Below are 25,203 nucleotides of genomic sequence, written 5' to 3'. Positions count from 1 at the left end.
GCTCCGCGCTGCGGCTAGTAATCGCGGGCAACAGGAGCCGCACATGCCGATCAGACTGACCACCTCTGCCGCCGATTTCGAGACGGGTTTTGCCGCGATGCTGTCGGCCAAGCGCGAGGATTCGGCCGATGTGGGCGATGTGGTGGCCGGGATCATCGCGGATGTGCGGGACCGGGGCGATGCGGCGCTGATCGACTATACCGCGCGCTTCGACCGGCTGGATCTGACGGCAGAGACGCTGCGCATCCCGGCGAAGGAGATGTCGCGTGTCGTGGCCGGGGTGCCGGCGGAGGATCGCGCGGCGCTCGAACTCGCGGCAGAGCGGATCCGGGCCTATCACGCTCGTCAGATGCCGCAGGACGAAAGCTGGACGGACGAGGCCGGCGCGACGCTTGGTTGGCGGTGGACGCCGGTGACCGCCGCCGGGCTTTACGTGCCGGGCGGGCAGGCGAGCTATCCGTCCTCGGTGCTGATGAATGCGATTCCCGCGCGGGTGGCAGGTGTCGAGCGGCTGGTGGTCTGCGTGCCGACGCCCGACGGCGTGGTCAATCCGCTGGTGTTGCTGGCCTGCGAACTGGCCGGGGTGGACGAGATCTATCGCGTGGGCGGGGCGCAGGCGATCGCCGCGATGGCCTACGGCACCGAAACCATCGCGCCCGTGGACAAGATCACCGGGCCGGGCAATGCCTTTGTCGCCGCGGCCAAGCGGCAGGTCTTTGGCCGGGTGGGCATCGACATGATCGCCGGGCCGTCCGAGGTGCTGATCATCGCGGAGGGCGATCAGAACCCGGACTGGCTGGCACTCGACCTGATGGCGCAGGCCGAACATGACGCGGATGCGCAATCGATCCTGATCACCCCGGATGCGGGGCTGGCGGATGCGGTAGAACAGGCCGTGGCGCGGCTGATCCCGACGCTCGACCGGGCGGAAATCGCCGGGGCGAGCTGGCGCGATTACGGGGCCGTGATCGTGACGCGGGATCTGGAGGAGGCGGCGGCGCTGTCCGACCGGATCGCGCCCGAACATCTGGAACTGTGCGTGGCCGAGCCGGAGGCGCTTGCCGCCCGGACCCGCCATGCCGGTGCGATCTTCCTGGGCGCGCACACGCCCGAGGCGGTGGGCGATTATGTCAGCGGGCCGAACCATGTGCTGCCCACCGCGCGCTCGGCCCGGTTCTCCTCGGGCCTGTCGGTGATGGATTTCCTGAAACGCACCACGCTTGCCCGGCTGACCCCCGGCGCGCTTGCCCGGATCGGCCCGGCCGCCGTGAGGCTGGCGGCATCCGAAGGTCTGGCGGCGCATGGCCAGTCGGTCGCCGCACGGCTGCAAACTCTGAACGAAGGGAGCGGGACATGAACCGCATTTCGAAGATCGAGATTGACGACAGCGCCATCCCTGCCGCCTCGGCCGAAGTTGCCCAGGACCGCAAGGTGGCGATCTACGACCTGCTCGACGAGAACAGCTTTGCGCTGCCCGGCCGCGAGGGGCAGGAGATCCCGCCCGGCCCCTATGCGCTGAAACTGGCGATCCGAGACGGCAGGCTGGTCTTCGACATCTCCACCGAGGGCGGCGAGAAGGTGGGCGAGTTCCACCTGTCGCTCGGCCCGTTCCGGCAGGTGGTCAAGGATTACTTCCAGATCTGCGACAGCTATTACGACGCGGTGAAGAACCTGCCGCCCGCCAAGATCGAGGCCATCGACATGGCGCGGCGCGGCATCCACAATGAGGGTGCGCGAACCCTGCAGGAGCGGCTGGAGGGCAAGGCGGACGTGGACAGCGACACTTCGCGCCGCCTGTTCACGCTGATCTGCGCGCTGATTCCCCAGGCCTGATTCATGGCCGCGCAGATCCCCCATTCGGTGCTGTTCTGCTGCGATCACAATGCCGTCCGTTCGCCCATGGCGGAAGGGATGATGAAGAAATTCTACGGCCATGCCGCCTATGTGCAGTCCGCCGGGGTGCGCAACGATCTGGAGATCGACGGCTTCGCGGTGGCGGTCTGCCAGGAGATCGGGGTGGAGCTGTCGCGCCACCGCTCGCGCAGCTTCGAGGAGATGCAGAGCTGGGGCGACGATCTGGGCAGTTTCGATCTGGTCATCGCGCTGTCGCCCGCCTCGCAGCGCCAGGCGATCGAGCTGACCCGTCATGCGCATCTGGAAATCGAATACTGGCCGGTGATGGACCCGTCCGGGCTGGCCGAGGGGCGCGAGGCGGTGTTGCAGAAATACCGCGAGACGCGCGAGCAGATCCGCAGCCGCATTCTGGAGCGGTTCGGCAGCCCGACGAGGGACTAGGACGGCCGGGACCATCCGGCCATGTCAGGGAGGGAACACATGTCCACTGAAACCAGCAACAGCTCCGATCCGGTGGTGATCGTCAGCGCCGCGCGCACCCCGATGGGCGGGTTCCAGGGCGATTTCGCCGCCGTGCCGGCCGCCGATCTGGGGGCGGCCGCGATCCGCGCGGCGGTGGAGCGCGGCGGGATCGCGCCCGAGCGGATCGAGGAAATCATCATGGGCTGCGTGCTGCCCGCCGGTCAGGGACAGGCGCCCGCCCGGCAGGCGGCGCTTGGCGCGGGGCTGCCGCGCGGCGCGGGGGCGACGACGGTCAACAAGATGTGCGGCTCGGGCATGAAGGCGGCGATGCTGGTCCATGACCTGATCCTGGCCGGCAGCGCGGATATCGCCGTCGCAGGCGGGATGGAGAGCATGTCGATGGCCCCCTATCTGCTGCCGAAAGCGCGGGGCGGGATGCGCATGGGGCATGGGCAGGTGATGGATCACATGTTCCTCGACGGGCTCGAGGACGCCTATGACAAGGGCCGGCTGATGGGCACATTCGCCGAGGATTGCGCGCAGAGCTATGGCTTCACCCGCGAGGAACAGGACGCATTCGCCATCGAATCACTGACCCGCGCGCAGAACGCCATCACGGGCGGGCAGTTCGCGTCCGAGATCACCCCGGTCACCGTGCCCGGCCGCAAGGGCGACGTGGTGGTGGAGATCGACGAACAGCCCGGCAAGGCAAACCTGGACAAGATCCCGACGCTGAAACCCGCCTTCCGCAAGGACGGCACGGTGACGGCGGCGAACAGCTCGTCCATTTCGGACGGGGCGGCCGCGATGGTGCTGATGCGGCGCAGCCAGGCCGAGGCGCAGGGCCTGACCCCGCGCGCGGTGATCGCCGGTCACGCGACCTTCGCCGACCAGCCCAGCCTGTTCCCGACCGCGCCGGTCGGTGCGATGCGACGACTGGCCGAGCGCACCGGCTGGGATCTGGCAAAGGTCGATCTGTTCGAGATCAACGAGGCCTTCGCCGTGGTGACCATGGCCGCGATGCGCGATCTGGATCTGCCCCATGGCAGGGTGAACGTCCACGGCGGCGCCTGCGCGCTCGGCCATCCGATCGGCGCGTCTGGGGCGCGGGTGATGGTGACGCTGCTGGCGGCGCTTGAAACCCATGATCTGCGGCGCGGCGTGGCGTCGCTCTGCATCGGCGGGGGTGAGGCGACGGCGGTGGCGATCGAGCGGGTGGGATGACGCGGCCTTTGTGGCGCCAGACCGCCGCGCGGCATGACGGATCTCAGCCCGGTTTCAACCGCCAGCGAGGGCAAGGGCCTGCCCGTGGGATGGCGCCGCCAGGTTCCGGGCGATGCGCCTTATCGCGGAAGCAGCATATCTTCGCTGGCCCGGCTGTTCCGGGCGGGGGCGTGTCGGAGCCGGTGTCCGCTCGGAGCCCGAAGTGCCGGATGCTGCGCTCGTAGCATGAACATGCTATTAGTTCGTCAAGGAGGCTCAAGAAATGGACTTTGAACCGCTTTGGGATATGGAAAAACGCTTCTGGCTCGACGGGCCGGATTTCTACAAAAGCTCGTTGGCATCGGATGCCCGAATGGTCTTCCCGCCCCCGGTCGGAATTCTTGCAGGAAAACAAATTGTTGAGGGTTTGAAGCAAGGCCCGCGTTGGCAATCCGTTGATTTCGAGGAAAAAACAGAGACGGGCTCGGGCAATACTGCTGTGCTTGCCTACAAGGCCACCGGCCAAAGAGAGAACGACGATCCTTACGTCGCTCTGTGCGCCAGTACATATGTGAAGAGCGAGGGAAGTTGGGTCCTCCTAGCCCACCAGCAAACACCAGAAGCATAGAGCGCTCTGCATCAAAGATTACACCAAGTGCGTACGGCAGCTTTGTCCCGCATAGCCGCCATCGAACAGGCATGACACTTGCAAAGACCCAAGGAGGCATCGACGCAACTCAACGCCTTCCCACGGTCCGCGCTCCGATCCGTGCCTACAGGATCGCGCAGGCCCCCTCGGTTGCATCGCTCGCCGCACGCCGGAAGGCGCCGAACATCTCGCGGCCCATGCCGAACTGGTTCGGGGTCAGGTCATGGGTGGCGCAGTCGCGGCTGTCGAAATCCTCCGCAAGACATTCGATGCCGCCATTCACCGCATCCAGCCGCACCATGTCGCCGTCGCGCAGCTTGGCGATGGGTCCGCCATTGGCGGCCTCGGGCGCGATATGGATCGCCGCCGGCACCTTGCCCGAGGCACCCGACATGCGGCCATCGGTGACAAGCGCCACCTTCAGCCCGCGATCCTGCAAGACCGAGAGGATCGGGGTCAGTGAATGCAGCTCGGGCATCCCGTTGGCCGCCGGACCCTGAAAGCGGACGACGACGATGGTGTCAGTGGTGAAATCGCCCGCCTTGAAGGCCGCCTTGACCTGCTCCTGATCGGTGAAGACGCGGGCCGGGGCCTCGATCACATGGCGCTCGGGTGCCACGGCAGAGACCTTGATGACCCCGCGACCGAGATTGCCGACAAGCTGTTTCAGCCCGCCGGTCTTGGCGAAGGGGTCGGTGGCCGGGCGCAGGATCTTGTCGTTCTGCGAGTCGCGGCTGCCCTCCTCCCAGACCACGCGGCCGTCGCGCATCTTGGGCTCGGTCGTGTAGCGGTCCAGCCCGCCGCCCGCGATGGTGCGGACGTCTTCGTGCAGCAGCCCGGCCTCCAGCAGGTGCCGGATCATGTAGCCGAGCCCGCCCGCGGCGTGGAAATGGTTCACATCGGCCAGCCCGTTGGGATAGACCCGGGCCATCAGCGGCACGTTGTCCGAAATGTCGTTGAAATCCTCGATATCCAGCAGCACCCCCGCCGCCCGCGCCATGGCCGGCAGATGCAGCACCAGATTGGTCGAGCCGCCGGTGGCCATCAGCCCGACAATGCCGTTGACGAAGGCGCGTTCGTCCAGCACCTCGCCCACCGGCAGGAAATCATTGCCGAGTTTCGTGATCGAGGCCGCGCGCTCCACCGCCGCCCCGGTCAGCGCGTCGCGCATCTCGGTGCCGGGATTGACGAAGCTGGAGCCGGGCAGATGCAGCCCCATGAACTCCATCAGCATCTGGTTGGAGTTCGCGGTGCCGTAGAAGGTGCAGGTGCCGGGGGAGTGGTAGGAGGCCATCTCGGCCTCCATCAGCCGGTCGCGCCCGACCTCTCCGGCGGCGAATTGCTGGCGGACCTTCGATTTTTCGTCATTGGGCAGGCCAGAGGGCATCGGCCCCGCCGGCACGAACACGCTCGGGATATGCCCGAAGCTGCCCGCCGCGATGATCAGCCCCGGCACGATCTTGTCGCAGACGCCCAGATACAGCGCCGAATCGAATGTGTCATGTGACATCGCCACCCCGGCGGCGAGCGCGATCACGTCGCGGGAAAACAGCGACAGCTCCATCCCGGCGCGGCCTTGCGTGACCCCGTCGCACATGGCGGGCACGCCGCCCGCGACCTGCGCCGTTGCCCCGTTCTGCGCGGCGGCGGCGCGAATCAGCTCGGGGAAGCGTTCATACGGCTTATGGGCTGACAGCATGTCGTTATAGGCAGTGACAATGCCGATATTCGGTTTTCGGCTGGCGGCCAGATCGTCCTTGTTCTCCATCCCCGCATAGGCATGGGCCTGGTTGCCGCAGGACAGATGCGCCCGGCGCGGCCCCTCCTCGGCCGCCTTGGCGATGCGGTCCAGATAGGCGGAGCGGGTCTTGCTGGACCTTTCGCGGATCCGGTCGGTGACGCGGTCGATGGTGCTGTGCAATGTCATGGCTCTCTCCCGTGGCTGGGGCGCAAATCGGCTTTCGGTGAGTCTAGTCTGTTAGCGGTAACTATTCAATGCTGGCTGGACCTGAAAGCGGCACCCGGTCTTGTCGTCGGGCGGGGGGCGTGTCACATCCGTCTTAATCGAGAGGAACCCCCGGCATGAGCACGCTACCAGTCATCCGCCTGCGACCGAAGTCGAAACCGCAGGCCATCCGCCACGGTTTTCCCTGGGTTTTCGCCGACGAGGTGGTGACGGACCGGCGCACCCGCACCATCGCACCGGGCAGTTTCGCCTGTCTGGAGGATGCCGAGCGGCGCCCGCTGGCCCTTGTGACAGTCAACCCGGCCTCAAAGATCATCGCGCGGGTGATGGATGCCGACCCGCAGGCGCAGATTGACGGCGATTGGCTGCGGGCGCGGCTGCGCCGGGCGCTCGCGCTGCGCAACCGGCTGTTCGATGTGCCGTTCTATCGTGTCGTCCATGCCGAGGCGGACGGGCTGCCCGGCCTCATCATCGACCGCTTCGGCGATACCGCGGTGATCCAGCCCAACGCCGCCTGGTCCGACGCGATGTCGGGCGAGATCGCGGCGGCGCTGTGCGCGGAGGCCGACATTTCCACCGTAATCCTGAACGGGCAGGGCCGGTCGCGCAGTCTCGAAGGTCTGGCCGAGCGGATGGAGGTGCTGTGCGGAACGGCACCGGCCGCACCCATCCAGGTGCCGATGAACGGCACCATCTACATGGCCGATGTGATGGGCGGGCAAAAGACCGGGCTGTTTTACGATCAACGGCCGAATCACGCCTTTGCGCAGCGGCTGGCATCCGGGCGGGTGCTCGACGTGTTCAGCCATGTCGGCGGGTTCGGGCTGGCGATGCTGGGGGCGGGGGCCGAACATGCCACGCTGGTCGATGGCTCCGCCCCGGCGCTTGATCTCGCGCAGCAGGGGGCGGGCGCGATGGGCGTCGCGGACCGGCTGGAGGTGCGGCAGCAGGATGCGTTCGCGGCGCTCGAAGCATTGGCTGCGGAGGGTGCCCGGTTCGATGTGGTGATCTGCGATCCGCCCGCCTTCGCGCCCGCGAAACCCGCGCTTGAGGCAGGGCTGCGGGCCTATGAGCGGGTGGCGAGGCTGGCGGCACCGCTGGTGGCGCCCGGCGGCTATCTGGGGCTGTGTTCCTGTTCCCACGCCGCCGATCTGACCAGCTTCCGCAATGTCTCTTCCCGCGGCATCGGCCGGAGCGGACGGCGCGGCCAGCTGATCCATACCGGGCAGGCGGGCCCCGATCACCCGACCCTGCCGCAACTGGCCGAGACCGGCTATCTCAAGGCGCTGTTCTTTCGGCTGGACGGCTGATGCGGGCGGCGGTGCTGGATGCCTGCGTGCTGTTCCCGACCGTGCTGCGCGAGATCCTGTGCGATGTCGCGGCGGCGGGTCTGTATCGGCCCGTCTGGTCCGAGCGGATCCTGGTCGAATGGACCCGCGCGGCCGCCCGCCTGGGTCCGGTGGATGCCGAGATCGCCGGGGCCGAGGCGGCCCGGCTGCGTGACCGGTTTCCGGGTGCGGCGGTGGACGCGGCGGAGGATGCGGCCGCGGGTCTCGATCTGCCCGACCCGGCCGACCGGCATGTCGTGGCCACGGCGCTGCAGGCGGGCGCCGGGCAGATCGTGACCTTCAATCTGCGCGATTTCCCCCGCCCGGCCATGGCCGCCGCCGGACTGCACGCGCTGCACCCGGACGCGTTTCTGACCGATCTCTGGGCGCATGATCCCGACCCCGTCGCCCGCGCCGCTGCAACCGCGCATGCCAAGGCCGAACGGCTGGGCGGGGCGATGGAGCTGCGAGCGCTGATGAAACGCGCCCGCCTGCCACGTCTCGGCAAGGCATTGAGCCGTTGATGCGCGCACTGCTTGCTGATACCGCTAACATCGGTTACGGAGAGCTTCATTCCAAGGAGGTGCCCATGGTCGTTCGGACTATTCCTGTCGAGGATTTCGATCTGGTGATTTTCGGCGCCACGGGCGATCTGGCCCGGCGCAAGATCCTTCCCGGACTGTATCGCCGCTTCCTGGCCGGGCAGATGCCGCCGGAGGCACGGGTCATCGGCGCGGCGCGGTCGGATCTGACCGATCAGCGGTTCCGCGACGATGTGCGCGCCGCGATCGACGAGTTCGACGCCAAGGCCGATCGCAGCCAGCTCGACGCATTTCTGGATCAGCTTCACTATGTCGCCATCGACGCCAAGGGCACGGGCGGCTGGGACAGCCTGCGCGACATGATGCGGCCCGGCGTGGTGCGGGCGTTTTATTTCTCGGTTGCGCCGTCGCTGTTCGGAGATCTGGCGCAGCGCCTGTCGGAATATGACATTGCCGATCAGAACAGCCGCATCGTGGTCGAGAAACCCTTCGGGCGCGACCTGGAATCGGCGCGTGCGCTGAATGCCACGCTGGCGGAGCATTTCGACGAAGGGCAGATCTACCGGATCGACCATTATCTGGGCAAGGAAACCGTCCAGAACCTGATGGCGGTGCGGTTTGCCAATATCCTGTTCGAGCCGCTCTGGAACGCGCAGCATGTCGATCACGTCCAGATCACCGTGGCCGAGACGGTGGGCGTGGGCGGGCGCGGCGGCTATTACGACCAGTCAGGCGCGATGCGCGACATGGTCCAGAACCACCTGATGCAGCTTCTCTGCCTGACGGCGATGGAGCCGCCCTATCACTTCGATCCGAACGCCGTGCGCGACGAGAAGCTGAAGGTCATCCGCGCGCTCGAACCCGTGGCCGAGGATGAGATCGTGCGCGGCCAGTATCAGGCCGATGGCGACCAGCCGGGCTATGTCGAGGATTCGGAAAATCCCGAGAGCCGCACCGAAAGCTATGTCGCGCTGAAGGTCCGCATCTCCAACTGGCGGTGGCAGGGCACGCCCTTCTATCTGCGCACCGGCAAGAAGATGCGCGCGCGCACCAGCGAGATCGTCATCACCTTCAAGGAACCGCCGCATTCGATCTTCGACGACAGCGGCACGCAGCGCGCCAATCAACTCGTCATCAAGCTGCAACCTGATGAGGGGATGGACCTGACCGTGATGATCAAGGAACCCGGCCCAGGCGGGATGCGGCTCATGCAGGTGCCGCTGGATATGTCCTTTGCCGACACGTTCGGCCCGGCGGGGGTGGATATGCCCGATGCCTATGAACGCCTCATCATGGATGTGATCCGGGGCAACCAGACCCTGTTCATGCGCGGCGACGAGGTCGAGGCGGCCTGGGCCTGGGCCGATCCGATCATCGCCGCCTGGGACGGCAGCAAGGCCCGGCCGGAACCCTATGACGCAGGCTCATCCGGCCCGGAGGAGGCGCTGCGCCTGATGCATCGCGACAATCGCCGCTGGAGGGAGATCCGCGCATGAGCCATCCCGAGATCGTGACCTATCCCGACCGCGAGATGATGGCACTGTCGCTGGCCGACCGCATCGCGACGGAGCTGCGCCAGAACCTCGATGCGATCGGGGCGACCAGCCTGTGCGTGCCGGGCGGCTCGACGCCTGCGGCCATGTTCCGGGCGCTGTCGGACCTGCCGCTCGACTGGGGCAATGTGACGGTGTTCCTGAACGACGAACGCTGGGTGGACTGGGATCATCCTCGCTCCAACTCTGCCATGCTGCGCCAGACGCTGCTGACCGGGCCGGCAGAGGCGGCGCAGTATCTGGATCTCTATACCGGCGCCGCGACGCCCGAGGTCGCCGCGCCGGATCTGGCGGAAAAGATGCAGGCGCATCTGCCGATCACGGTTCTGGTGCTGGGCATGGGCGACGATATGCACACTGCCAGCCTGTTCCCGAATGCGCCGGGTCTCGACCGGCTGATGGCCCATGACGCGCCCGCTGTCATGGCGGCAGGTGGCGGGGCCGAGCCGCGCATCACCCTGACTGCGCCGGCGCTGCAATCGGCGCTGCACACCCATATCATGATCGCGGGCGCCGAGAAGCGCGCCGCGCTCGACACCGCCATCGGGGCCGATCCGGCGGATGCCCCGATCTCCCTCTTCCTTCGCGACGCCACGGTGCATTATGCCGAATAATCTCGACCCGATCTGGACCCGCCTCGACACGCTGCGCCCGGCCGAAGGGCGCCGCATCTCCGATCTGTTCGACGCCGATCCCGACCGCGCCTCGGGCTTTCGCATCGCGGCGGACGGGATGGTCTTCGATTATTCCAAGACCAGCATCGACGCGGAGCGCCGCGCCGCGCTGCTCGAACTGGCCGCCGATCTGCCCGAACGCCGGGCCGCGATGTTCGACGGGGACCGCATCAACGAAACCGAGGATCGCGCGGTTCTGCATACGGCCCTGCGCAACCCGGATCGGAAGCTGGTGGTGGATGGCGAGGAGATCTCGGCCGATGTGTCGGCCACGCTCGACCGGATGGCGGGATTCGCAGACGCGGTCCGCGATGGCAGTTTCGCGGGGCAGGGCGGGCGCATCACCGATGTGGTCAATATCGGCATCGGCGGCTCGGATCTGGGCCCGGCCATGGCCACGCTGGCGCTGTCTCCCTTCCATGACGGGCCGCGCACACATTTCGTCTCCAACGTGGATGGCGCGGATATTGCCGAGACGCTGGGCGGGCTCGACCCCGCGACGACATTGGTGATCGTGGCGTCCAAGACCTTCACCACCATCGAGACGATGACCAATGCCGAAACCGCGATGGCATGGATGAAGCAGTCGATCCGCGAGCCCTCCGCGCAATTCGCGGCGCTGTGTTCGGCCGAGGACAAGACCGCGGAATGGGGGATCGACCCGTCCCGCGTGTTCGGCTTCGCGGACTGGGTCGGCGGGCGCTATTCGATGTGGGGGCCGATCGGGCTGTCGCTGATGATCGCCATCGGCCCGCAGCATTTCCGCGACTTCCTGCGCGGCGCGGCGGCGATGGATGCGCATTTCCGCGACGCGCCCCTGGCCGAGAATATGCCGGTCCTGCTGGCGCTCGTGGGGATCTGGCATCACCAGATCTGCGGCTATCCGACCCGCGCCGTTCTGCCCTATGACAACCGTCTTGCCCGGCTGCCCGCCTATCTTCAGCAACTGGAGATGGAATCGAATGGCAAGCGCGTGGCGATGGATGGCACCGCGCTGACCCGCCCATCCGGCCCCGTCGTCTGGGGCGAGCCGGGCACGAATGGCCAGCACGCCTTCTATCAGCTTATCCATCAGGGCACCCAGATCGTGCCCTGCGAATTCATCGCCGCCGCGCGGGGCCATGAGCCGGAGCTGGATCACCACCACAGGCTTCTGCTGGCCAATTGCCTCGCCCAGTCCGAGGCGCTGATGCGCGGCCGGGATCTGGACACTGCCCGCGATCTGATGCGCAAGAAGGGGCTGGAAGGAGAAGAGCTGGAGCGGCAGGCGAGCCACCGCGTGTTCCCCGGCAACCGACCGTCCACCACGCTGCTGATCGAGCAACTCACCCCCTACACGCTGGGCCAGATCGTGGCACTTTATGAGCATCGGGTGTTTGTCGAGGGCGTGATCCTCGGCATCAACAGCTTCGATCAATGGGGGGTGGAGCTGGGCAAGGAGCTGGCGCTGAAGGTGGCGCCGCTTCTGGATGGCGAGGACGCGCCGGGACATGATGCCTCCACCCTGGCATTGGCGCGGGATATTCTGGCGATGAGGGGCTAGGCGCAGACCTAGCCCGTCACTCCAGACAGAGGGCCAGCGGCCGACCGCGGGCTGCCGCTGCTGAGGGTTTGCTGTGCGCCTTTATGGTACAGCCACATGTGACAGAACTTCAGCGCGGACCGGCGAAGAAGCGGCCGCCCTGTGGGGCGGTCGGCCGCTGGCCCGGCGGGGCTACGCCCCTTGCTCCGGGCCGGCCTGTACGCGGCGGTGATTGCTAGACCTACGCTTCTTTCGGCCGCATCCGCAGCCAGATCAGCGCGCCCCCCGCCAGCACCAGCAGCGGCGCCATCGCCATGTTGACCGCGTCCCAGCCCGATTCCGCGCTCAGCGCACCCGAGCAGTTCATCAGCCCGCCCGAGGCCAGCGAAGCCATGAACACCCCGCCGAACACGACCAGATCATTGATGCCCTGCACCTGACCCCGCTCCTCCGGCGCGTGGGCGCGGGCCAGCATGGTGGTGGCACCGATAAAGCCGAAATTCCAGCCGATGCCGAGCAGGATCAGCGTGACATAGAACTGCCCGAGCGCAACGCCGCTCAGCCCCACCGCCCCGGCGGCGGCCAGAATGGCAAGCCCGGTGCCGACGATCAGCGCCGCGCCGAAGCGGTTTATCAGATGCCCGGTGAAGAAGGACGGCACGAACATCGCCAGCACATGCGCGAACACGACATCTCCGGCCTGGCTGCGGTCCAGCCCGCAGCCGACCATGGCGAGCGGCGTCGAGGTCATCACCAGGTTCATCAGCGCATAGGACACCATCGCGCAGATCATCGGCACCAGCAGGCGCGGATCGCGCAGGATCTCAATCGCGCTGCGCCTTGTCTTTGCGGCCCCGTCCTCGGGCGCAGGCGGGCGCGGGATGTCGAGGGCGAAAAACACCAGGAACCCGACCAGGTTCAGCCCGATGATCGCCGCATAGCTCAGCAGGAACGGGATGGCCGAGCCGCCATCGGTCACGCGCAACAGCCCGAGCGCCACGAAGGCCGAGGCCAGCCCGCCGGCCAACACGAAACTTATGGCGCGCGGCGCGAAATGATCCGGCGCTGTGTCGGTGGCGGCGAAGCGGAAAAACCCCTGCGACGCCATGTAGACCCCGGTCAGCACATGCCCGGCCAGATAGATCACGAAACTGCCCTGCCACAGCCCCAGCATCGAGACCGCCGCCCCCACCGCGCCGCTTACCGCGCCGACCTGGAATCCGGCGCGGCGCCCGTGTCGCTGCATGAACCCCGCCAGCGGCCGCGCGCTCAGCGCCGTGGCCAGCACCACCATCGAGATCGGCAGCGTCGCGAGACAGGGATTGGGCGACAGCATCTGGCCCGCCAGCCCGCCGACGGTGAAGATCATCGGCATCTGCGCCCCCATCAGCGCCTGCGCGATGACGAGCACGGCCACATTGCGCCATGCCCTGCGCATCGGCAGATCGCCGGGATCGGTTCCGGGGGCGGGGCCGACCAAACCCGTGCTAGCCCAGGATCGCGGCGCTGCGGGCGCGGCTTTCGATGCCGTCCCAGTCGCCATCACTGACCGCGGACGCCGGCGCGACCCAGCTCGATCCCACGCAGACCACGTTGGGCAAGGACAGGTAATCGGCGGCGTTCTGCGGCGTCACCCCGCCCGTCGGGCAGAAGGAGACGCCGGGCAGGGGCGCGGACAGCGCCTTGAGCGCCGGTGCCCCGCCAGAGGTTTCGGCGGGGAAGAATTTCAGCATGTCATAGCCGTATTCCCTCGCCTGCATCACCTCGGAGGCGGTGACGGCGCCGGGCAGAAGCGGCAGCGAGGCGTCTTCGCATGCGCGGATCAGCGTCTCGGTCGCGCCCGGCGCGACGGCGAAGGCGGCTCCGGCCTCCTTGGCGCGGTAAACCTGTTCGGGGGTCAGCACCGTGCCGGCACCGACATGGCCGCCCTCGATCCCGGCCATTTCGCGGATCGCATCGAGCGCGGCCTCGGTGCGCAGCGTGACCTCCAGCACCGGCAGCCCGCCGCTGACGAGCGCCTCGCCCAGACGGCGGGCCCGTGCCGCGTCCTCGATCACCAGCACCGGCACCACCGGGGCCAGCTGGCACAGCTTGCGGGTCTGTTCGGACTGCGTCTTGGGGATCATGGCGACATCTCCTGGAAACTGTTAGCGCGAACTTGAACCGGATGCGCCGCGCTTGCAAGCGTGGCGCGCGCTATTTCAGCAGCCCGGCCTCGCGGTAATAGCGGGCCGCACCGGGATGGAGCGGGATGGCCACCCCGTCAAGCGCGCCCTCGCGCAGGATGCGGCGCCCGATCGGGTGGCCATAGCGGAGCTGGCGCATGGTGTTGTCATTCCACAGAACGCGGGTGATCGCGTGGATCAGATCCGCCGGCTGCTCGGCAGAGGTGATCCACAGCGCGCCGACCGACAATGTGGGCGTGTCCTCCTCGATCCCGCGATAGGTCCGGGCGGGCAGGGTGTCGGGCACGAAGAAACTGTTCGGCCCGCTCAGCCGCGCGGCGACCTCGCCCGCGATCGGGACCAGGGTGATGTCCGCTTGCCCCGCCAACTGGCTGATCGCCGGGGCCGGATAGCCGCCGACGAAGAAGAACGCGTCCAGCTCTCCCTTGCGCAGGGCGATGGCGGCGCGACTGGCGGGCTGATGGGACAGTTTCAGCTCGTGATCGTGGATATCGGCCGCGTCCAGCACCAGCCGCGCATCGACCAGCGTGCCGGAGCCGGGCTCGTCCAGCGAGACGCGCTTGCCGCGCAGATCGGAGAGCGCGCGGATCCCGGCGTCGCGCCGTGCCACGAGATGCAGCGTCTCGGGGTAAAGCCGCGCAATGGCGCGCAGATTGGGGATCGGCGGCAGGCCGGAGAAATTGCCGGTGCCGGTCTGCGCCCAGAAGGCCACATCGGCCTGCGCGAAGCCGGATTCGATGCTGCCCCGGCCGACCGCCTCGACATTCTCGACCGACCCGGCCGACGACACGGCGGAGGCCAGCAGACCCGGCACGCCGCAATCGCCGCCCTCGGCGCAATCCGGCCCGCCCGGCGGGTTGGAGATTGCCGCCGCGATGATGCCCCCGATCGGATAGTAGGTGCCGGCGGTGGAGCCGTTGGCGATGCGGAAAAAGCTCAGCTCGGCGCGACGCTGCGCCTCGTCCTGCGCGGCGGCGGGGACGGGCGCAAGCGCCAGCAGCGCCAGACAGACCATCAGCCGCGCCAGCCAGCCCATCAGGTCCGAAGCCCCGTTTCTTTCAGCAGCCCCTTGCGCTTGGCCTCGTAGTAATAGCCGCGCGCATACCATTTCACCGCCTCCGCCTCGTTGCCGCCCGACACGATCCAGGCCCCGCGCAGATAGCGCCCGGCATATTTCAGGTTGGTGTCGGCATCCAGGAGCCCCGAGGCCGGGCCGCGATAGCCCATGGTCCGCGCCGTCTGCGGCAGGATCTGCATCAGCCCGTAATAGGGCCCGTTGCGCGCCCCCGCGCGGTAGTCGGATTCGCGCTGAATGACCCGGTGCAGCAGCGAGGCCGGGATGCCGTGCTGGCGCGCCCAGTAATTGATCTTGCGCCGCATCGCCGGCGTCTCGCCGGGATAGAGCCCGTCCGGCCGCGCCCCGTCGGGCATCCGCTCGCCGCCGCCGCGCCGCCCGCAGGCGGCGAGCAGGCCCGTCAGACCCAGCCCCAGCAGCGCGCCGCGCCGCGACAGCCGCGCCGCGGTCGCGCCGCCGGTGGGCCGGGAGGACGCGCAAGTGTCAGACATGGATCGCGCCGTCTCCGCAGGCGAGCGCCGCCTCGCGCACCGCCTCCGAGGTGGTGGGATGGGCGTGGCAGGTCAGCGCGATGTCCTCGGCCGAGGCGCCGAACTCCATGGCCACGCAGACCTCATGGATCATCTCGCCCGCGTTGGGCCCGATGATGTGGCAGCCCAGGACCCGGTCGGTGTCCGCATCCACCACCATCTTCACGAAGCCGTCGCCCTGGAACATCGCCTTGGCGCGGGCATTGCCCATGAAGGGGAATTTCGCGGTCTTGATCTTGCGCCCGGTCTCTTTCGCGGCGGCTTCGGTCAGGCCGACATTCGCGACTTCGGGCGAGGTGTAGATGACGCCGGGGATGACGTTGTAGTTCACGTGGCCCGACTTGCCGGCGATGACCTCGGCGGCGGCCATGCCTTCGTCCTCGGCCTTGTGGGCCAGCATGAGGCCCGGCACCGCGTCGCCGATGGCGTAGATGCCTTTCACATTCGTCTGCCAGTGATCGTCGATCTTGACTTGGCCGCGTTCGGTCATCTCGACGCCGAGCTTGTCGAGGCCCAGCCCCTCGACATAGGGCCGCCGCCCGGTGGCCAGCAGCACGACATCGGCGGACATCTCCTTCTCGCTGTCATCCTTGCGCAGCTTGTAGCTCAGCGTGGCCTTGCCGCGCTTGGCGGTGGCGGATTGCACCGCCGCGCCCATGACGAACTCCATCCCCTGTTTCTTGAGGATCTTCTGGAACTGTTTCTGCACTTCGGCATCCATGCCCGGCGTGATCGCGTCGAGATATTCGATCACCGTCACCTTCGTCCCGAGCCGCGCATAGACCGATCCCAGCTCCAGCCCGATCACGCCGGCACCGATCACGACCATGCTTTCGGGCACGCCCGGCAGTGTCAGCGCGCCGGTGGAATCGACGATGACGCCGCTGGCATTGTCGACCTCCACGCCCTTCAGCGGCGCGGGTTCGGAGCCAGTCGCGATGACGATGTTCTTCGCCTCATGCGTGTCGTCACCCACCTTGACCTTGCCGGGTGCGGTGATCTCGGCCCAGCCCTTGATCCAGTCGATCTTGTTCTTCTTGAACAGGAACTCGATGCCCTTTGTGTTGGTCTCGACCGTCTCGGCCTTGTAGCCCTGCATCACCGTCCAATCGATGCTGGGCCGGTCGCCCATCAGCCCCATCCTGGTGAAGTTATGCGCCGCCTCGTGATACATGTGGCTGGCATGGAGCAGCGCCTTGGAGGGGATGCAGCCGACATTCAGGCAGGTCCCGCCGAGCGTCTCGCGCCCCTCGACACAGGCGACCTTCAGACCGAGCTGGGCGGCGCGGATGGCGCAGACATAGCCGCCGGGGCCGGCACCGATGACGATGAGGTCGTAGCTGGACATTCGGGTCTCCTTCAGATCCTGACCCCGGCCCGTCCTGCGGCGCGGGGCGTTCATGCACGTGCTTACACAAGCCGGACGGCGGTTTCACCCGCAAAATACGCGCAACGGGCGGGATCCATCGGGTTGTGACCGGACCCCGTGCGCGGGCCTGACGCGTCGGCCGCTCAGAACAGCGCGGCCAGGATCATCAGCAGCGTCGCGGCAAACCCAGCCGCCCAGATCACCGTGCGCCAGGGCGTCCAGCCGAAGGCATAGGCCGGGATATAAAGCAGCCGCGCCAGCAGATAGAGCCAGGCGCAGATGGCGGTCAGCGCGCTGTTCTGGCCGGTCGTTTCGACCAGCAGAACGGCGATGGTCAGAAAACACAGCGCCTCGAAATGATTATCCACGGCGCGGCGCAGACGCCCGGTCAGCGGCGAGAAATCCGGCTGGCGGTCGCGGGGGCCGGTGTTCCAGTCCAAGCCGACATCGCGGTTCAGCGCGGCGCCGGCAAGGCCGATCTGGATGGCCTGGAACAGCGCCGCGAGGGCCAGCACGTTCAGTTCGGGGCTCATGGTCGTCCTTTCATCAGCGCAGCCTCAGAACAGAGCCACAAGGATCATCAGCAGCGTCGCCGCAAACCCCACCATCCAGATCACGCTGCGCCAGGGCGACCACCCGAAGGCATAGGCTGGCACGTAGAGCACCCGCGCCGCCACGTAGAGCCAGGCGCAGAAGGCCGTCAGCGCGGAGGCCGCGCCGCCGAGCGTCACCACGATCACCGCGATGGTGAAGAAGGCCAGCCCCTCGAAATGATTGTCCATGGCGCGTTTCAGCCGCCCGGTGAGCGGCGACAGCTCGATCGGGCGGTCGCGCGGGCCCATGGTCACGCGGGGCCCCAGTTCCAGATTGGCGCGCACCGCGAACAGCGCAAACTGGACGGCCTGGATCAGCGCCGCCACAGCCAGTGCGGAGAGTTCGGCGGTCATGGTCATCAGGCGGTTTCCAGCGTGTGGGCGCTGACCGCGCTGACGCCGGCCTGCGAGTTGAAGGCGCCGGCCGCGCCGTCGAGGTAATCGCGGGCCTTCTTGGCGTCGTGCAGGTCGAACAGCGCCCAGGCCGAGCTGCCATCCTCGCGCCAGAGTTGCAGCAGGGACAGGCCATTATTGCGGCGGTCCTCGTTGTCGGCGTCGAAGGCGGATTTGAACTTGGCGTAGTCCGAGATCGTGTAGTTGATGAGCATCTGCATGGCGTTCCCCTCGTGATCTGGTCGGCGTGGCCGCGGGTTCGGGCCGCTGATCGTGGCTGGCGGCAGGGCCAGATTGCGCGGCAGCCCCGGTTCTGTCCAGTCAACGATGCGGGGCGGTTTTCGGTTGCGTGAGACGGGCCGCGCGGGGCGGGTGACGTGGCGGCGCAGCGGGCGCGGGGATATGCGCTGCGCTTATGCTGCAACAGGGGCGTGCGCAGGGGGTTGCGGCGCGGCCAGGGCGGCGCGGCGTGCGGCCTGCCATGGCTGGCGAAGGGGCGGGCACAGGGTGTGCACCGCGCGTACACAGCCTGTACACAGGGCGTGCATATCGGGATGCCGCCTTTCACACCCCAAGCTGGGACGGGATGCCGGGTGGTTATGACGCGTCGCGAGGGGAAGGGGCAGGTGGTGCGACGGGTCGTCGCGGATCGCCACAGGCTGACGCCGCGCCGCACGACATGAAAAGGCCCGGCGCGCGATGCGGCCGGGCCTTGCGTTGAGTCGTCAGCGGTGGCGGATCACAGATCCATCAGCAGGCGGCGCGGATCCTCGAGCGCCTCTTTCACCCGCACCAGGAAGGTCACGGCGCCCTTGCCGTCGACGATGCGGTGGTCGTAGCTGAGCGCCAGATACATCATCGGGCGGATGACGATTTCGCCGCCCACCACCATCGGGCGCTCCTGGATCTTGTGCATCCCCAGAATGCCCGATTGCGGCGGGTTGAGGATCGGCGAGGACATGAGCGAGCCATAGACGCCGCCATTCGAGATGGTGAAGGTGCCGCCCTGCATCTCGGCCATGGTCAGCTTGCCGTCGCGGCCCTTCTTGCCCAGCTCTCCGATCTCCTTCTCGATCGCGGCGAAGCTTTTCTGGTCGGCATCCTTGACCACCGGCACGACGAGACCCTGGGGCGTGCCCACGGCCACGCCCATATTGACGTAATGCTTGTAGACCACCTCGGTCCCGTCGATCTCGGCATTCACCTCGGGGACTTCCTGGAGCGCGTGGCAGCAGGCTTTGACGAAGAACGACATGAAGCCCAGCTTGACGCCGTGCTTCTTCTCGAACTGGTCCTTGTACTCGCTGCGCAGATCCATGACCGCCTTCATATCCGCCTCGTTATAGGTGGTCAGCATGGCGGCGGTGTTCTGCGCGTCCTTCAGGCGGCGCGCGATGGTCTGGCGCAGGCGGGTCATCTTGACGCGTTCCTCGCGGCCCGCCTGATCGGAGGCGGCCGGCGCCTTCTTGGCCGGGGCCTTGCTCTCGCCGCCGGACGTGCCGCCGCCGGATTTCGCCTTGGCCACATCCTCCTTCATCACCCGGCCATCCTTGCCGGAGCCCGTGACCTGATCGCGGCTGATGTTCTTTTCCGCCATCGCCTTCTTGGCCGAGGGCGCATCCTCGACATCCTCGCGCGGCCTGGTTTCCTCGGGCCCGGCACCGGGGGAGCCGACATCGCCCGCATCGTCGTCATCGCCGTCGCCGGCCGCTTCCGGCTCGGGCGCGGATTTTCCGGCGGATGTGCCGCCCGCGGCCCCTTGGGTGATGACCGCAAGCTGGGCCTTGGCATCGACGGTGGTGCCTTCCTCGGCCAGGATCTCGGCCAGCACGCCCGCGGCGGGGGCGGGCACCTCGACCGAGACCTTGTCGGTTTCCAGTTCGCACAGCATCTCGTCGGCCGCGACCTCGTCGCCGACATGCTTGAACCAGGTGGCGACGGTGGCTTCGGAGACCGATTCCCCGAGCGACGGCACCATCACCTCAATCGACTTACCGCTCATCTTCTTCTGTCCTTCCTGCGATGTCTTGGCGGGCGCATCCTGCGCCGGGGCGTCCCTGGCGGGGGCGTCGTCGTCCGGCGCCGCGTCGTCCTTGCCGCCGTCACCCGACGCAGCCCCCTTGCCGGATTCGTCGATCTGGGCCAGCAGCGCATCGACGCCGACGGTTTCGCCTTCGGCGGCGACAATTTCGGCCAGCACGCCGGCGGCGGGGGCGGGCACCTCCACCGTGACCTTGTCGGTTTCCAGCTCGCACAGCATTTCATCCACCGCGACGCTGTCGCCCGGTTTCTTGAACCAGGTGGCGACGGTCGCCTCGGTGACGGATTCGCCCAGGGTGGGCACGCGGACTTCGGTCGCCATGATTTATCCTTCCATGGTCAGCGCGTCGTTCACGAGCGCTTCCTGTTCAGCTTTGTGACGTGAGGCGAGGCCGGTGGCCACCGAGGCGGCGGCGTGACGGCCGATATAGCGGGCGCGGCTGGCGGTGCCGCCGATCTTGTCGAGCACCCATTCGAGATTGGGCTCTACGAAGCTCCACGCGCCCTGGTTCTTGGGTTCTTCCTGGCACCAGACGATCTCGGCCTTCTTGAACCGGCCGAGATCCTTGGTCATCGACTGGGCCGGGAACGGGTAGAACTGTTCCAGACGCATCAGGTAGATGTCGTCGATGCCACGCTCGTCGCGTTCCTTGAGCAGATCGTAATAGACCTTGCCCGAGCAGAGCACGACGCGGCGGATCTTGTCATCCGCCACCAGCTTCGTGTCCGACCGCCCGCGTTCGGCATCGTCGGGCAGGACGCGGTGGAAGGTCGAGCCGGTGAGGAATTCATCGGCATCCGACACCGCCAGCGGGTGCCGCAGCAGCGATTTGGGCGTCATGATGACCAGCGGCTTGCGGAAGCCGCGATGGAGCTGGCGGCGCAGGATGTGGAAGAAATTGGCCGGGGTCGAGCAGTTCGCGACGATCCAGTTCTCCTCGGCGCACATCTGCAGGAAGCGTTCCAGCCGGGCGGAGGAGTGTTCCGGCCCCTGGCCTTCATAGCCATGCGGCAGCAGCATCACCAGGCCCGACATGCGCAGCCATTTCTTCTCGCCTGAGGAGATGAACTGGTCGAACATGATCTGCGCGCCATTCGCGAAATCGCCGAACTGCGCCTCCCACATGGTCAGCGTGTTGGGTTCGGCCAGCGAATAGCCGTATTCAAACCCCAGCACCGCATATTCCGACAGCATGGAATCATGCACCTCGTAGCGGGCCTGGCCTTCGCGGATATGGTTGAGCGGGTAGTAGCGCTGCTCGTTGACCTGATCGACGAAGGCCGAGTGGCGGTGGCTGAACGTGCCGCGGGTCGAATCCTGCCCGGTCAGCCGCACCGGGTGGCCTTCGAGCAGCAGCGAGCCGAACGCCAGCGCCTCGGCCGTGGCCCAGTCGAAGCCCTTGCCGGTCTCGAACATCTTCTTCTTGCCCTCGATCAGCCGGCCGACCGTCTTGTGCAGGTTGATGTCGTCGGGCGCGGTGGTCAGGGCGCGGCCGATCTCCTCCATCGCTTCGGACGGGATGCCGGTTTCGCCGCGGATATACTCCTCGCCCTCGCGGCCCATGCCGGTCCATTTGCCGTCCAGCCAGTCGGCCTTGTTCGGCTTGAAGTTCTTGCCGATCTCGAACTCCTCGGCCAAATGGGCCTGGAAGGCGGATTTCATGTCCTCGATCTCGCCTTCGGGGATCAGCCCGTCAGCGACCAGCCGGTCGGTATAGAGTTGCAGCGTGGTCTTCTGCGACTTGATCTTCTTGTACATGGCCGGGTTGGTGAACATCGGCTCGTCGCCTTCGTTATGGCCGAAGCGGCGATAGCAGAAGATGTCGATGACCACGTCCTTGTGGAATTTCTGGCGGAACTCGGTCGCGACCTTGGCGGCGTGGACCACCGCCTCCGGGTCGTCGCCATTGACGTGGAAGATCGGCGCCTCGACCATCAGCGCGATGTCGGTCGGATAGGGCGAGGTGCGGCTGAAGGCGGGGGCGGTGGTGAACCCGATCTGGTTGTTCACGATGATATGGATGGTGCCGCCGGTGCGGTGGCCGCGAATGCCCGAAAGCTGCAGGCATTCCGCGACGATGCCCTGACCGGCGAAGGCCGCGTCGCCATGCAGCAGGATCGGCAGGACCGCGGTGCGGTGGGTTCGGTCCTGGTGCTGGTCCTGCTTGGCGCGGACCTTGCCCAGCACGACCGGGTTCACCGCCTCCAGATGCGAGGGGTTGGCGGTCAGCGACAAATGCACGCTGTTGTCGTCGAATTCACGGTCCGAGGACGCGCCGAGATGGTATTTCACATCGCCCGAGCCATCCACGTCTTCGGGCTTGAAGCTGCCGCCCTGGAATTCGTGGAAGATCGCGCGATAGGGTTTGGCCAGCACATTGGCCAGCACCGACAGGCGGCCCCGGTGGGGCATGCCGATGACGATTTCCTTCACGCCGAGCGCGCCGCCGCGCTTGATGATCTGTTCCATCGCCGGGATCAGCGATTCGCCGCCATCGAGGCCGAAGCGCTTGGTGCCCATGTATTTCACATGCAGGAACTTCTCGAATCCCTCGGCCTCGACCAGCTTGTTCAGGATCGCGCGGCGGCCGTTCTGGGTGAAGGCGATTTCCTTGCCGTAGCCCTCGATCCGCTCCTTTAGCCAGGCGGCTTCCTCGGGATCGGAGATATGCATGTATTGCAGCGCGAAGGTGCCGCAATAGGTGCGCTTCATCAGCTCGGTGATCTGGCGGATCGTGGCGACTTCCAGCCCCAGCACGTTGTCGATGAAGATCGGGCGGTCCATGTCGCCGGCCTTGAAGCCGTAGGTTTCGGGCAGCAATTCGCCGTGATCGGGGACTTCGCGCAGCCCCAGCGGGTCGAGCTGGGCGTGCAGATGGCCCCGGATGCGGAAGGCGCGGATCAGCATCAGCGCGCGGATCGAATCCAGCACCGCCTGGCGCATGGCGTCGGGGCCGATCTCCTTGCCCTTCTCGGCGGCCTTGGCGGCGATCTTCTCCATCGCGGCGTTGGCCTCTTCCTTGGAGGCCATCGGCCATTCGCCGGTCAACGCGGCGGTGATCTCTCCATTCTCGACCGGCGGCCAGTCGGCGCGCTTCCAGCTCGGCCCCTCGGCCTCGGCCACGGCGTCATCGGCGCTGTCGCCCAATGCCGCGAAATAGCGGTCCCAGGCCTCGTCCACGGCATGGGGGTCGCGCGCCCATTGCCCGTAGAGCTGTTCGACATATTCCGCGTTGTGGCCCTGAAGAAAGGAGGATTCGTGGAAATCGGCGTTCTTGGGGTGGTCGTTCATGGTCATTGCTCCAGCGGGCTTGGCCCGAAGCGGTTGGTGCCGGGATGTGAGCGGGTCACGGTCCAGACGAAGATGAGAAGATAGATGACGAGCGTGCCGATCAGCAGGATCATTCCGATCGGCGCCATGAGCCCGGCGGTCACGGCGGTCATGGAGATGGCGAGGATGGCGGGGACAGCGGGGGCCAGCAGCCACCAGCCGCTGCGCCCGACATCATGCAGCCGGCGCACATTCACGGCCAGGCCGGGCAGGAAATTGGCCAGGGCGAAGACGCTGCTGATCGGGCCGGGCGTGTCGGCATCGGGGCTGATCCCGGCGGCGACCTCCACAAAGCCCAGCACGAAGCTGACCAGCACGTAGAACAGCATGTACCACCAGTATTCCGCCCGCCGGGCGCGGCCGGAAAAGGTGAAGGGTTTGCTGTAGACGGCGCGGATCGCGTCCACCATCGACATGGGCGGTGCTGCGGCGGATTGCGCCCCGGCCGCGCGGTCGCGCCGGTCGGGGCCGGGCTGGCGGGGGCGGCGGATGCCCTCGCCCCCGCCCGCGCCACCGCTTTGGCCGGGCCATGCGGCGCCGCCGATCCGGCCGCCCTGTCTGTCGGAAGGTTGCGTCATGCCGCCCGCCTCATGCGCAGTAAATGTCGATCATGCGCGCGCCGGGATCGTCCAGCGGGGCGCGCAGCGCCACCGGCAGGATCTCGGCCACGCGGCGGCGTTCCAGCCGGCACAGCGCCACGGCGGCGCGCCGGTCGGCATCGGGCGGGGCGGCGGCGGGGTGATAGATCAGCCGCCATCCGAAGTCGCGGCGCGAGACGGTGCGCACCGCCTCGGTCGGCAGGCTGGTCGCGTCGGGCAGGTTGGTGCGCGCCGGCACCCCGCCGCGCAGCATCTCGTCGGTGGAGCGCGGGCCGCAGCCGCTGAGCCCCAGCACCGTCGCGGCGATCAGCGCGGTGGGCGCAAACAGCCGACTGGCCCCGGTTTCCGGGGCATGTGCGGCGTGGCTGGGGCTGGCGTCCATTGTCCACCTGGCGGTTGGGGTTTGCCGTGCCCCCATAGTTAGTGCGGGGGCACGGCCTGTCAAATCATCAGCCCTTGATCGCGGCCAGCACAGCCTCGCCCAACCCGGCGGGGCTGTCGGCGACGACGATGCCGGCTTTCTTCATGGCCTCGATCTTGGATTCCGCGTCGCCCTTGCCGCCCGAGACGATGGCGCCGGCATGGCCCATGCGGCGGCCCGGAGGGGCGGTGCGCCCGGCGATGAAGCCGGCGGTGGGCTTCCATTTGCCCTTCTTCTTCTGCTCGGCCAGGAACTCGGCGGCTTCTTCCTCGGCGGTGCCGCCGATCTCGCCGATCATGATGATCGACTCGGTTTCGTCGTCGTTGAGGAACATCTGAAGCACGTCGATATGCTCCATCCCCTTGATCGGGTCGCCGCCGATCCCGACGGCCGAGGACTGGCCCAGCCCGACATCGGAGGTCTGTTTCACCGCCTCATAGGTCAGCGTGCCGGAGCGCGAGACCACGCCGACCGAGCCGCGCTGGAAGATCGAGCCGGGCATGATGCCGATCTTGCATTCGCCCGGCGTCATGATGCCCGGGCAGTTCGGGCCGATCAGGCGGCTGGCGGAGCCTTCGAGGGCGCGCTTGACGCGCATCATGTCGAGCACCGGAATGCCTTCGGTGATGGCCACGATCAGCGGCACCTCGGCGTCGATCGCCTCCAGGATCGAATCCGCGGCGAAGGGCGGGGGGACATAAATCGCGGTGGCGGTCGCGCCGGTTTCGGCCACGGCCTCATGGACCGAGTTGAAGACCGGAAGGTTCAGGTGATCCGTGCCGCCCTTGCCCGGCGTCACGCCGCCCACGACCTGGGTGCCGTAATCAATGGCCTGTTCGGTGTGGAACGTCCCCTGCGAGCCGGTGATGCCCTGGGTGATGACTTTGGTGTTCTTGTCTACGAGGATCGCCAT

At 67.3% G+C, this 25,203-nt stretch carries 24 protein-coding genes; 10 read left to right on the top strand and 14 right to left on the bottom strand.

The window, feature by feature from the left end; translation table 11 throughout:
- The first annotated feature begins 43 nt into the window (after window positions 1–43).
- From hisD to BLT73_RS17005, 5 genes are all read left to right on the top strand, one after another.
- On the top strand, window positions 44–1,357 hold the full coding sequence (gene hisD, locus BLT73_RS08180) for a histidinol dehydrogenase (protein ID WP_090522720.1): 1,314 nt from the start codon (window positions 44–46) through the stop codon (window positions 1,355–1,357).
- Window positions 1,354–1,833 carry a UPF0262 family protein gene (locus BLT73_RS08175; protein ID WP_090522718.1) on the top strand — a complete coding sequence of 160 codons (480 nt, stop codon included), beginning with the start codon at window positions 1,354–1,356 and terminating at the stop codon, window positions 1,831–1,833. Before hisD ends, BLT73_RS08175 begins: the two co-directional genes overlap by 4 nt.
- Before the next feature lie 3 nt (window positions 1,834–1,836).
- The gene (locus BLT73_RS08170; protein WP_090522716.1) at window positions 1,837–2,295 is read left to right on the top strand and encodes an arsenate-mycothiol transferase ArsC; all 459 of its coding nucleotides are present in this window, start codon (window positions 1,837–1,839) and stop codon (window positions 2,293–2,295) included.
- Between the two features lie 39 nt (window positions 2,296–2,334).
- A complete protein-coding gene (locus BLT73_RS08165) occupies window positions 2,335–3,540 on the top strand; it encodes an acetyl-CoA C-acyltransferase (protein WP_090522714.1) in 1,206 nt (401 codons plus the stop codon).
- Between the two features lie 262 nt (window positions 3,541–3,802).
- A complete protein-coding gene (locus BLT73_RS17005) occupies window positions 3,803–4,147 on the top strand; it encodes a DUF4440 domain-containing protein (protein WP_143025648.1) in 345 nt (114 codons plus the stop codon).
- 145 nt (window positions 4,148–4,292) lie between these two features.
- Here BLT73_RS17005 and edd read toward each other — a convergent pair whose 3' ends face one another.
- Window positions 4,293–6,095: a phosphogluconate dehydratase gene (gene edd / locus BLT73_RS08160; RefSeq protein WP_090522712.1), complete on the bottom strand. Its 1,803-nt coding sequence runs from the start codon at window positions 6,093–6,095 to the stop codon at window positions 4,293–4,295.
- A 155-nt stretch (window positions 6,096–6,250) separates the two neighbouring features.
- On the opposite strand from edd, the gene BLT73_RS08155 reads away from it, so the two are divergent.
- The 5 genes from BLT73_RS08155 (at window position 6,251) to pgi (ending at window position 11,774) form a co-directional block, all read left to right on the top strand.
- On the top strand, window positions 6,251–7,444 hold the full coding sequence (locus tag BLT73_RS08155; protein WP_090522710.1) for an RSP_2647 family RNA methyltransferase: 1,194 nt from the start codon (window positions 6,251–6,253) through the stop codon (window positions 7,442–7,444).
- On the top strand, window positions 7,444–7,986 hold the full coding sequence (locus BLT73_RS08150) for an RSP_2648 family PIN domain-containing protein (RefSeq protein ID WP_090522707.1): 543 nt from the start codon (window positions 7,444–7,446) through the stop codon (window positions 7,984–7,986). Before BLT73_RS08155 ends, BLT73_RS08150 begins: the two co-directional genes overlap by 1 nt.
- A 65-nt stretch (window positions 7,987–8,051) precedes the next feature.
- The gene (gene zwf / locus BLT73_RS08145; protein ID WP_090523099.1) at window positions 8,052–9,500 is read left to right on the top strand and encodes a glucose-6-phosphate dehydrogenase; all 1,449 of its coding nucleotides are present in this window, start codon (window positions 8,052–8,054) and stop codon (window positions 9,498–9,500) included.
- Window positions 9,497–10,171 (top strand): 6-phosphogluconolactonase, encoded by a 675-nt coding sequence (gene pgl / locus BLT73_RS08140; RefSeq protein WP_090522705.1) that lies wholly within the window; start codon window positions 9,497–9,499, stop codon window positions 10,169–10,171. Before zwf ends, pgl begins: the two co-directional genes overlap by 4 nt.
- Window positions 10,161–11,774: a glucose-6-phosphate isomerase gene (gene pgi / locus BLT73_RS08135; protein WP_090522704.1), complete on the top strand. Its 1,614-nt coding sequence runs from the start codon at window positions 10,161–10,163 to the stop codon at window positions 11,772–11,774. The genes pgl and pgi overlap by 11 nt, the downstream gene beginning before the upstream one ends.
- A 220-nt stretch (window positions 11,775–11,994) precedes the next feature.
- Here pgi and BLT73_RS08130 read toward each other — a convergent pair whose 3' ends face one another.
- The 13 genes from BLT73_RS08130 to sucD form a co-directional block, all read right to left on the bottom strand.
- Entirely contained in the window at window positions 11,995–13,191 is a 1,197-nt protein-coding gene (locus tag BLT73_RS08130; RefSeq protein WP_090523098.1) for an MFS transporter, read from the bottom strand.
- A gap of 49 nt (window positions 13,192–13,240) precedes the next feature.
- A complete protein-coding gene (eda, locus tag BLT73_RS08125; protein ID WP_090522702.1) occupies window positions 13,241–13,879 on the bottom strand; it encodes a bifunctional 4-hydroxy-2-oxoglutarate aldolase/2-dehydro-3-deoxy-phosphogluconate aldolase in 639 nt (212 codons plus the stop codon).
- 70 nt (window positions 13,880–13,949) lie between these two features.
- Entirely contained in the window at window positions 13,950–14,975 is a 1,026-nt protein-coding gene (locus BLT73_RS08120; RefSeq protein WP_090522700.1) for a TAXI family TRAP transporter solute-binding subunit, read from the bottom strand.
- Window positions 14,975–15,505 carry a lytic transglycosylase domain-containing protein gene (locus BLT73_RS08115; protein ID WP_090522698.1) on the bottom strand — a complete coding sequence of 177 codons (531 nt, stop codon included), beginning with the start codon at window positions 15,503–15,505 and terminating at the stop codon, window positions 14,975–14,977. Before BLT73_RS08115 ends, BLT73_RS08120 begins: the two co-directional genes overlap by 1 nt.
- Complete coding sequence (gene lpdA, locus BLT73_RS08110) at window positions 15,498–16,892, bottom strand: dihydrolipoyl dehydrogenase (RefSeq protein ID WP_090522696.1); 1,395 nt, start codon at window positions 16,890–16,892, stop codon at window positions 15,498–15,500. The genes BLT73_RS08115 and lpdA overlap by 8 nt, the downstream gene beginning before the upstream one ends.
- Window positions 16,893–17,056: 164 nt before the next feature.
- On the bottom strand, window positions 17,057–17,446 hold the full coding sequence (locus BLT73_RS08105) for an MAPEG family protein (protein WP_090522694.1): 390 nt from the start codon (window positions 17,444–17,446) through the stop codon (window positions 17,057–17,059).
- A gap of 24 nt (window positions 17,447–17,470) precedes the next feature.
- Entirely contained in the window at window positions 17,471–17,860 is a 390-nt protein-coding gene (locus tag BLT73_RS08100) for an MAPEG family protein (protein WP_090522692.1), read from the bottom strand.
- 5 nt (window positions 17,861–17,865) lie between these two features.
- The gene (locus BLT73_RS08095) at window positions 17,866–18,120 is read right to left on the bottom strand and encodes a hypothetical protein (protein WP_090522690.1); all 255 of its coding nucleotides are present in this window, start codon (window positions 18,118–18,120) and stop codon (window positions 17,866–17,868) included.
- Window positions 18,121–18,638: 518 nt separating this feature from the next.
- Window positions 18,639–20,261: a 2-oxoglutarate dehydrogenase complex dihydrolipoyllysine-residue succinyltransferase gene (gene odhB / locus BLT73_RS08090; protein WP_090522688.1), complete on the bottom strand. Its 1,623-nt coding sequence runs from the start codon at window positions 20,259–20,261 to the stop codon at window positions 18,639–18,641.
- A gap of 3 nt (window positions 20,262–20,264) precedes the next feature.
- A complete protein-coding gene (locus BLT73_RS08085) occupies window positions 20,265–23,231 on the bottom strand; it encodes a 2-oxoglutarate dehydrogenase E1 component (RefSeq protein WP_090522686.1) in 2,967 nt (988 codons plus the stop codon).
- Window positions 23,232–23,233: 2 nt separating this feature from the next.
- Complete coding sequence (locus tag BLT73_RS08080) at window positions 23,234–23,848, bottom strand: DUF805 domain-containing protein (protein ID WP_245727189.1); 615 nt, start codon at window positions 23,846–23,848, stop codon at window positions 23,234–23,236.
- Between the two features lie 10 nt (window positions 23,849–23,858).
- Complete coding sequence (locus tag BLT73_RS08075; RefSeq protein WP_090522684.1) at window positions 23,859–24,251, bottom strand: hypothetical protein; 393 nt, start codon at window positions 24,249–24,251, stop codon at window positions 23,859–23,861.
- Window positions 24,252–24,318: 67 nt separating this feature from the next.
- Window positions 24,319–25,203 (bottom strand): succinate--CoA ligase subunit alpha, encoded by an 885-nt coding sequence (gene sucD, locus BLT73_RS08070; protein ID WP_090522682.1) that lies wholly within the window; start codon window positions 25,201–25,203, stop codon window positions 24,319–24,321.

Source organism: Paracoccus isoporae, assembly GCF_900101865.1.
Classification (GTDB): Bacteria; Pseudomonadota; Alphaproteobacteria; order Rhodobacterales; family Rhodobacteraceae; genus Paracoccus; species Paracoccus isoporae.
This window is presented reverse-complemented; position numbering and strand designations above follow the sequence as displayed.

Bases quoted from the DNA above. Each gene is read 5' to 3' on its own strand.
- edd (WP_090522712.1), bottom strand. From the start codon at position 6,095: ATGACATTGCACAGCACCATCGACCGCGTCACCGACCGGATCCGCGAA.
- BLT73_RS08080 (WP_245727189.1), bottom strand. From the start codon at position 23,848: ATGACGCAACCTTCCGACAGACAGGGCGGCCGGATCGGCGGCGCCGCA.
- BLT73_RS08105 (WP_090522694.1), bottom strand. From the start codon at position 17,446: ATGAGCCCCGAACTGAACGTGCTGGCCCTCGCGGCGCTGTTCCAGGCC.
- BLT73_RS08100 (WP_090522692.1), bottom strand. From the start codon at position 17,860: ATGACCGCCGAACTCTCCGCACTGGCTGTGGCGGCGCTGATCCAGGCC.
- BLT73_RS08120 (WP_090522700.1), bottom strand. From the start codon at position 14,975: ATGGGCTGGCTGGCGCGGCTGATGGTCTGTCTGGCGCTGCTGGCGCTT.
- odhB (WP_090522688.1), bottom strand. From the start codon at position 20,261: ATGGCGACCGAAGTCCGCGTGCCCACCCTGGGCGAATCCGTCACCGAG.
- pgl (WP_090522705.1), top strand. From the start codon at position 9,497: ATGAGCCATCCCGAGATCGTGACCTATCCCGACCGCGAGATGATGGCA.
- BLT73_RS08170 (WP_090522716.1), top strand. From the start codon at position 1,837: ATGGCCGCGCAGATCCCCCATTCGGTGCTGTTCTGCTGCGATCACAAT.
- BLT73_RS08150 (WP_090522707.1), top strand. From the start codon at position 7,444: ATGCGGGCGGCGGTGCTGGATGCCTGCGTGCTGTTCCCGACCGTGCTG.
- BLT73_RS08115 (WP_090522698.1), bottom strand. From the start codon at position 15,505: ATGTCTGACACTTGCGCGTCCTCCCGGCCCACCGGCGGCGCGACCGCG.
- BLT73_RS08130 (WP_090523098.1), bottom strand. From the start codon at position 13,191: ATGCGCAGGGCATGGCGCAATGTGGCCGTGCTCGTCATCGCGCAGGCG.
- zwf (WP_090523099.1), top strand. From the start codon at position 8,052: ATGGTCGTTCGGACTATTCCTGTCGAGGATTTCGATCTGGTGATTTTC.
- BLT73_RS08155 (WP_090522710.1), top strand. From the start codon at position 6,251: ATGAGCACGCTACCAGTCATCCGCCTGCGACCGAAGTCGAAACCGCAG.
- eda (WP_090522702.1), bottom strand. From the start codon at position 13,879: ATGATCCCCAAGACGCAGTCCGAACAGACCCGCAAGCTGTGCCAGCTG.
- pgi (WP_090522704.1), top strand. From the start codon at position 10,161: ATGCCGAATAATCTCGACCCGATCTGGACCCGCCTCGACACGCTGCGC.
- sucD (WP_090522682.1), bottom strand. From the start codon at position 25,203: ATGGCGATCCTCGTAGACAAGAACACCAAAGTCATCACCCAGGGCATC.
- BLT73_RS08165 (WP_090522714.1), top strand. From the start codon at position 2,335: ATGTCCACTGAAACCAGCAACAGCTCCGATCCGGTGGTGATCGTCAGC.
- BLT73_RS17005 (WP_143025648.1), top strand. From the start codon at position 3,803: ATGGACTTTGAACCGCTTTGGGATATGGAAAAACGCTTCTGGCTCGAC.
- BLT73_RS08095 (WP_090522690.1), bottom strand. From the start codon at position 18,120: ATGCAGATGCTCATCAACTACACGATCTCGGACTACGCCAAGTTCAAA.
- BLT73_RS08075 (WP_090522684.1), bottom strand. From the start codon at position 24,251: ATGGACGCCAGCCCCAGCCACGCCGCACATGCCCCGGAAACCGGGGCC.
- BLT73_RS08175 (WP_090522718.1), top strand. From the start codon at position 1,354: ATGAACCGCATTTCGAAGATCGAGATTGACGACAGCGCCATCCCTGCC.
- BLT73_RS08085 (WP_090522686.1), bottom strand. From the start codon at position 23,231: ATGAACGACCACCCCAAGAACGCCGATTTCCACGAATCCTCCTTTCTT.
- lpdA (WP_090522696.1), bottom strand. From the start codon at position 16,892: ATGTCCAGCTACGACCTCATCGTCATCGGTGCCGGCCCCGGCGGCTAT.
- hisD (WP_090522720.1), top strand. From the start codon at position 44: ATGCCGATCAGACTGACCACCTCTGCCGCCGATTTCGAGACGGGTTTT.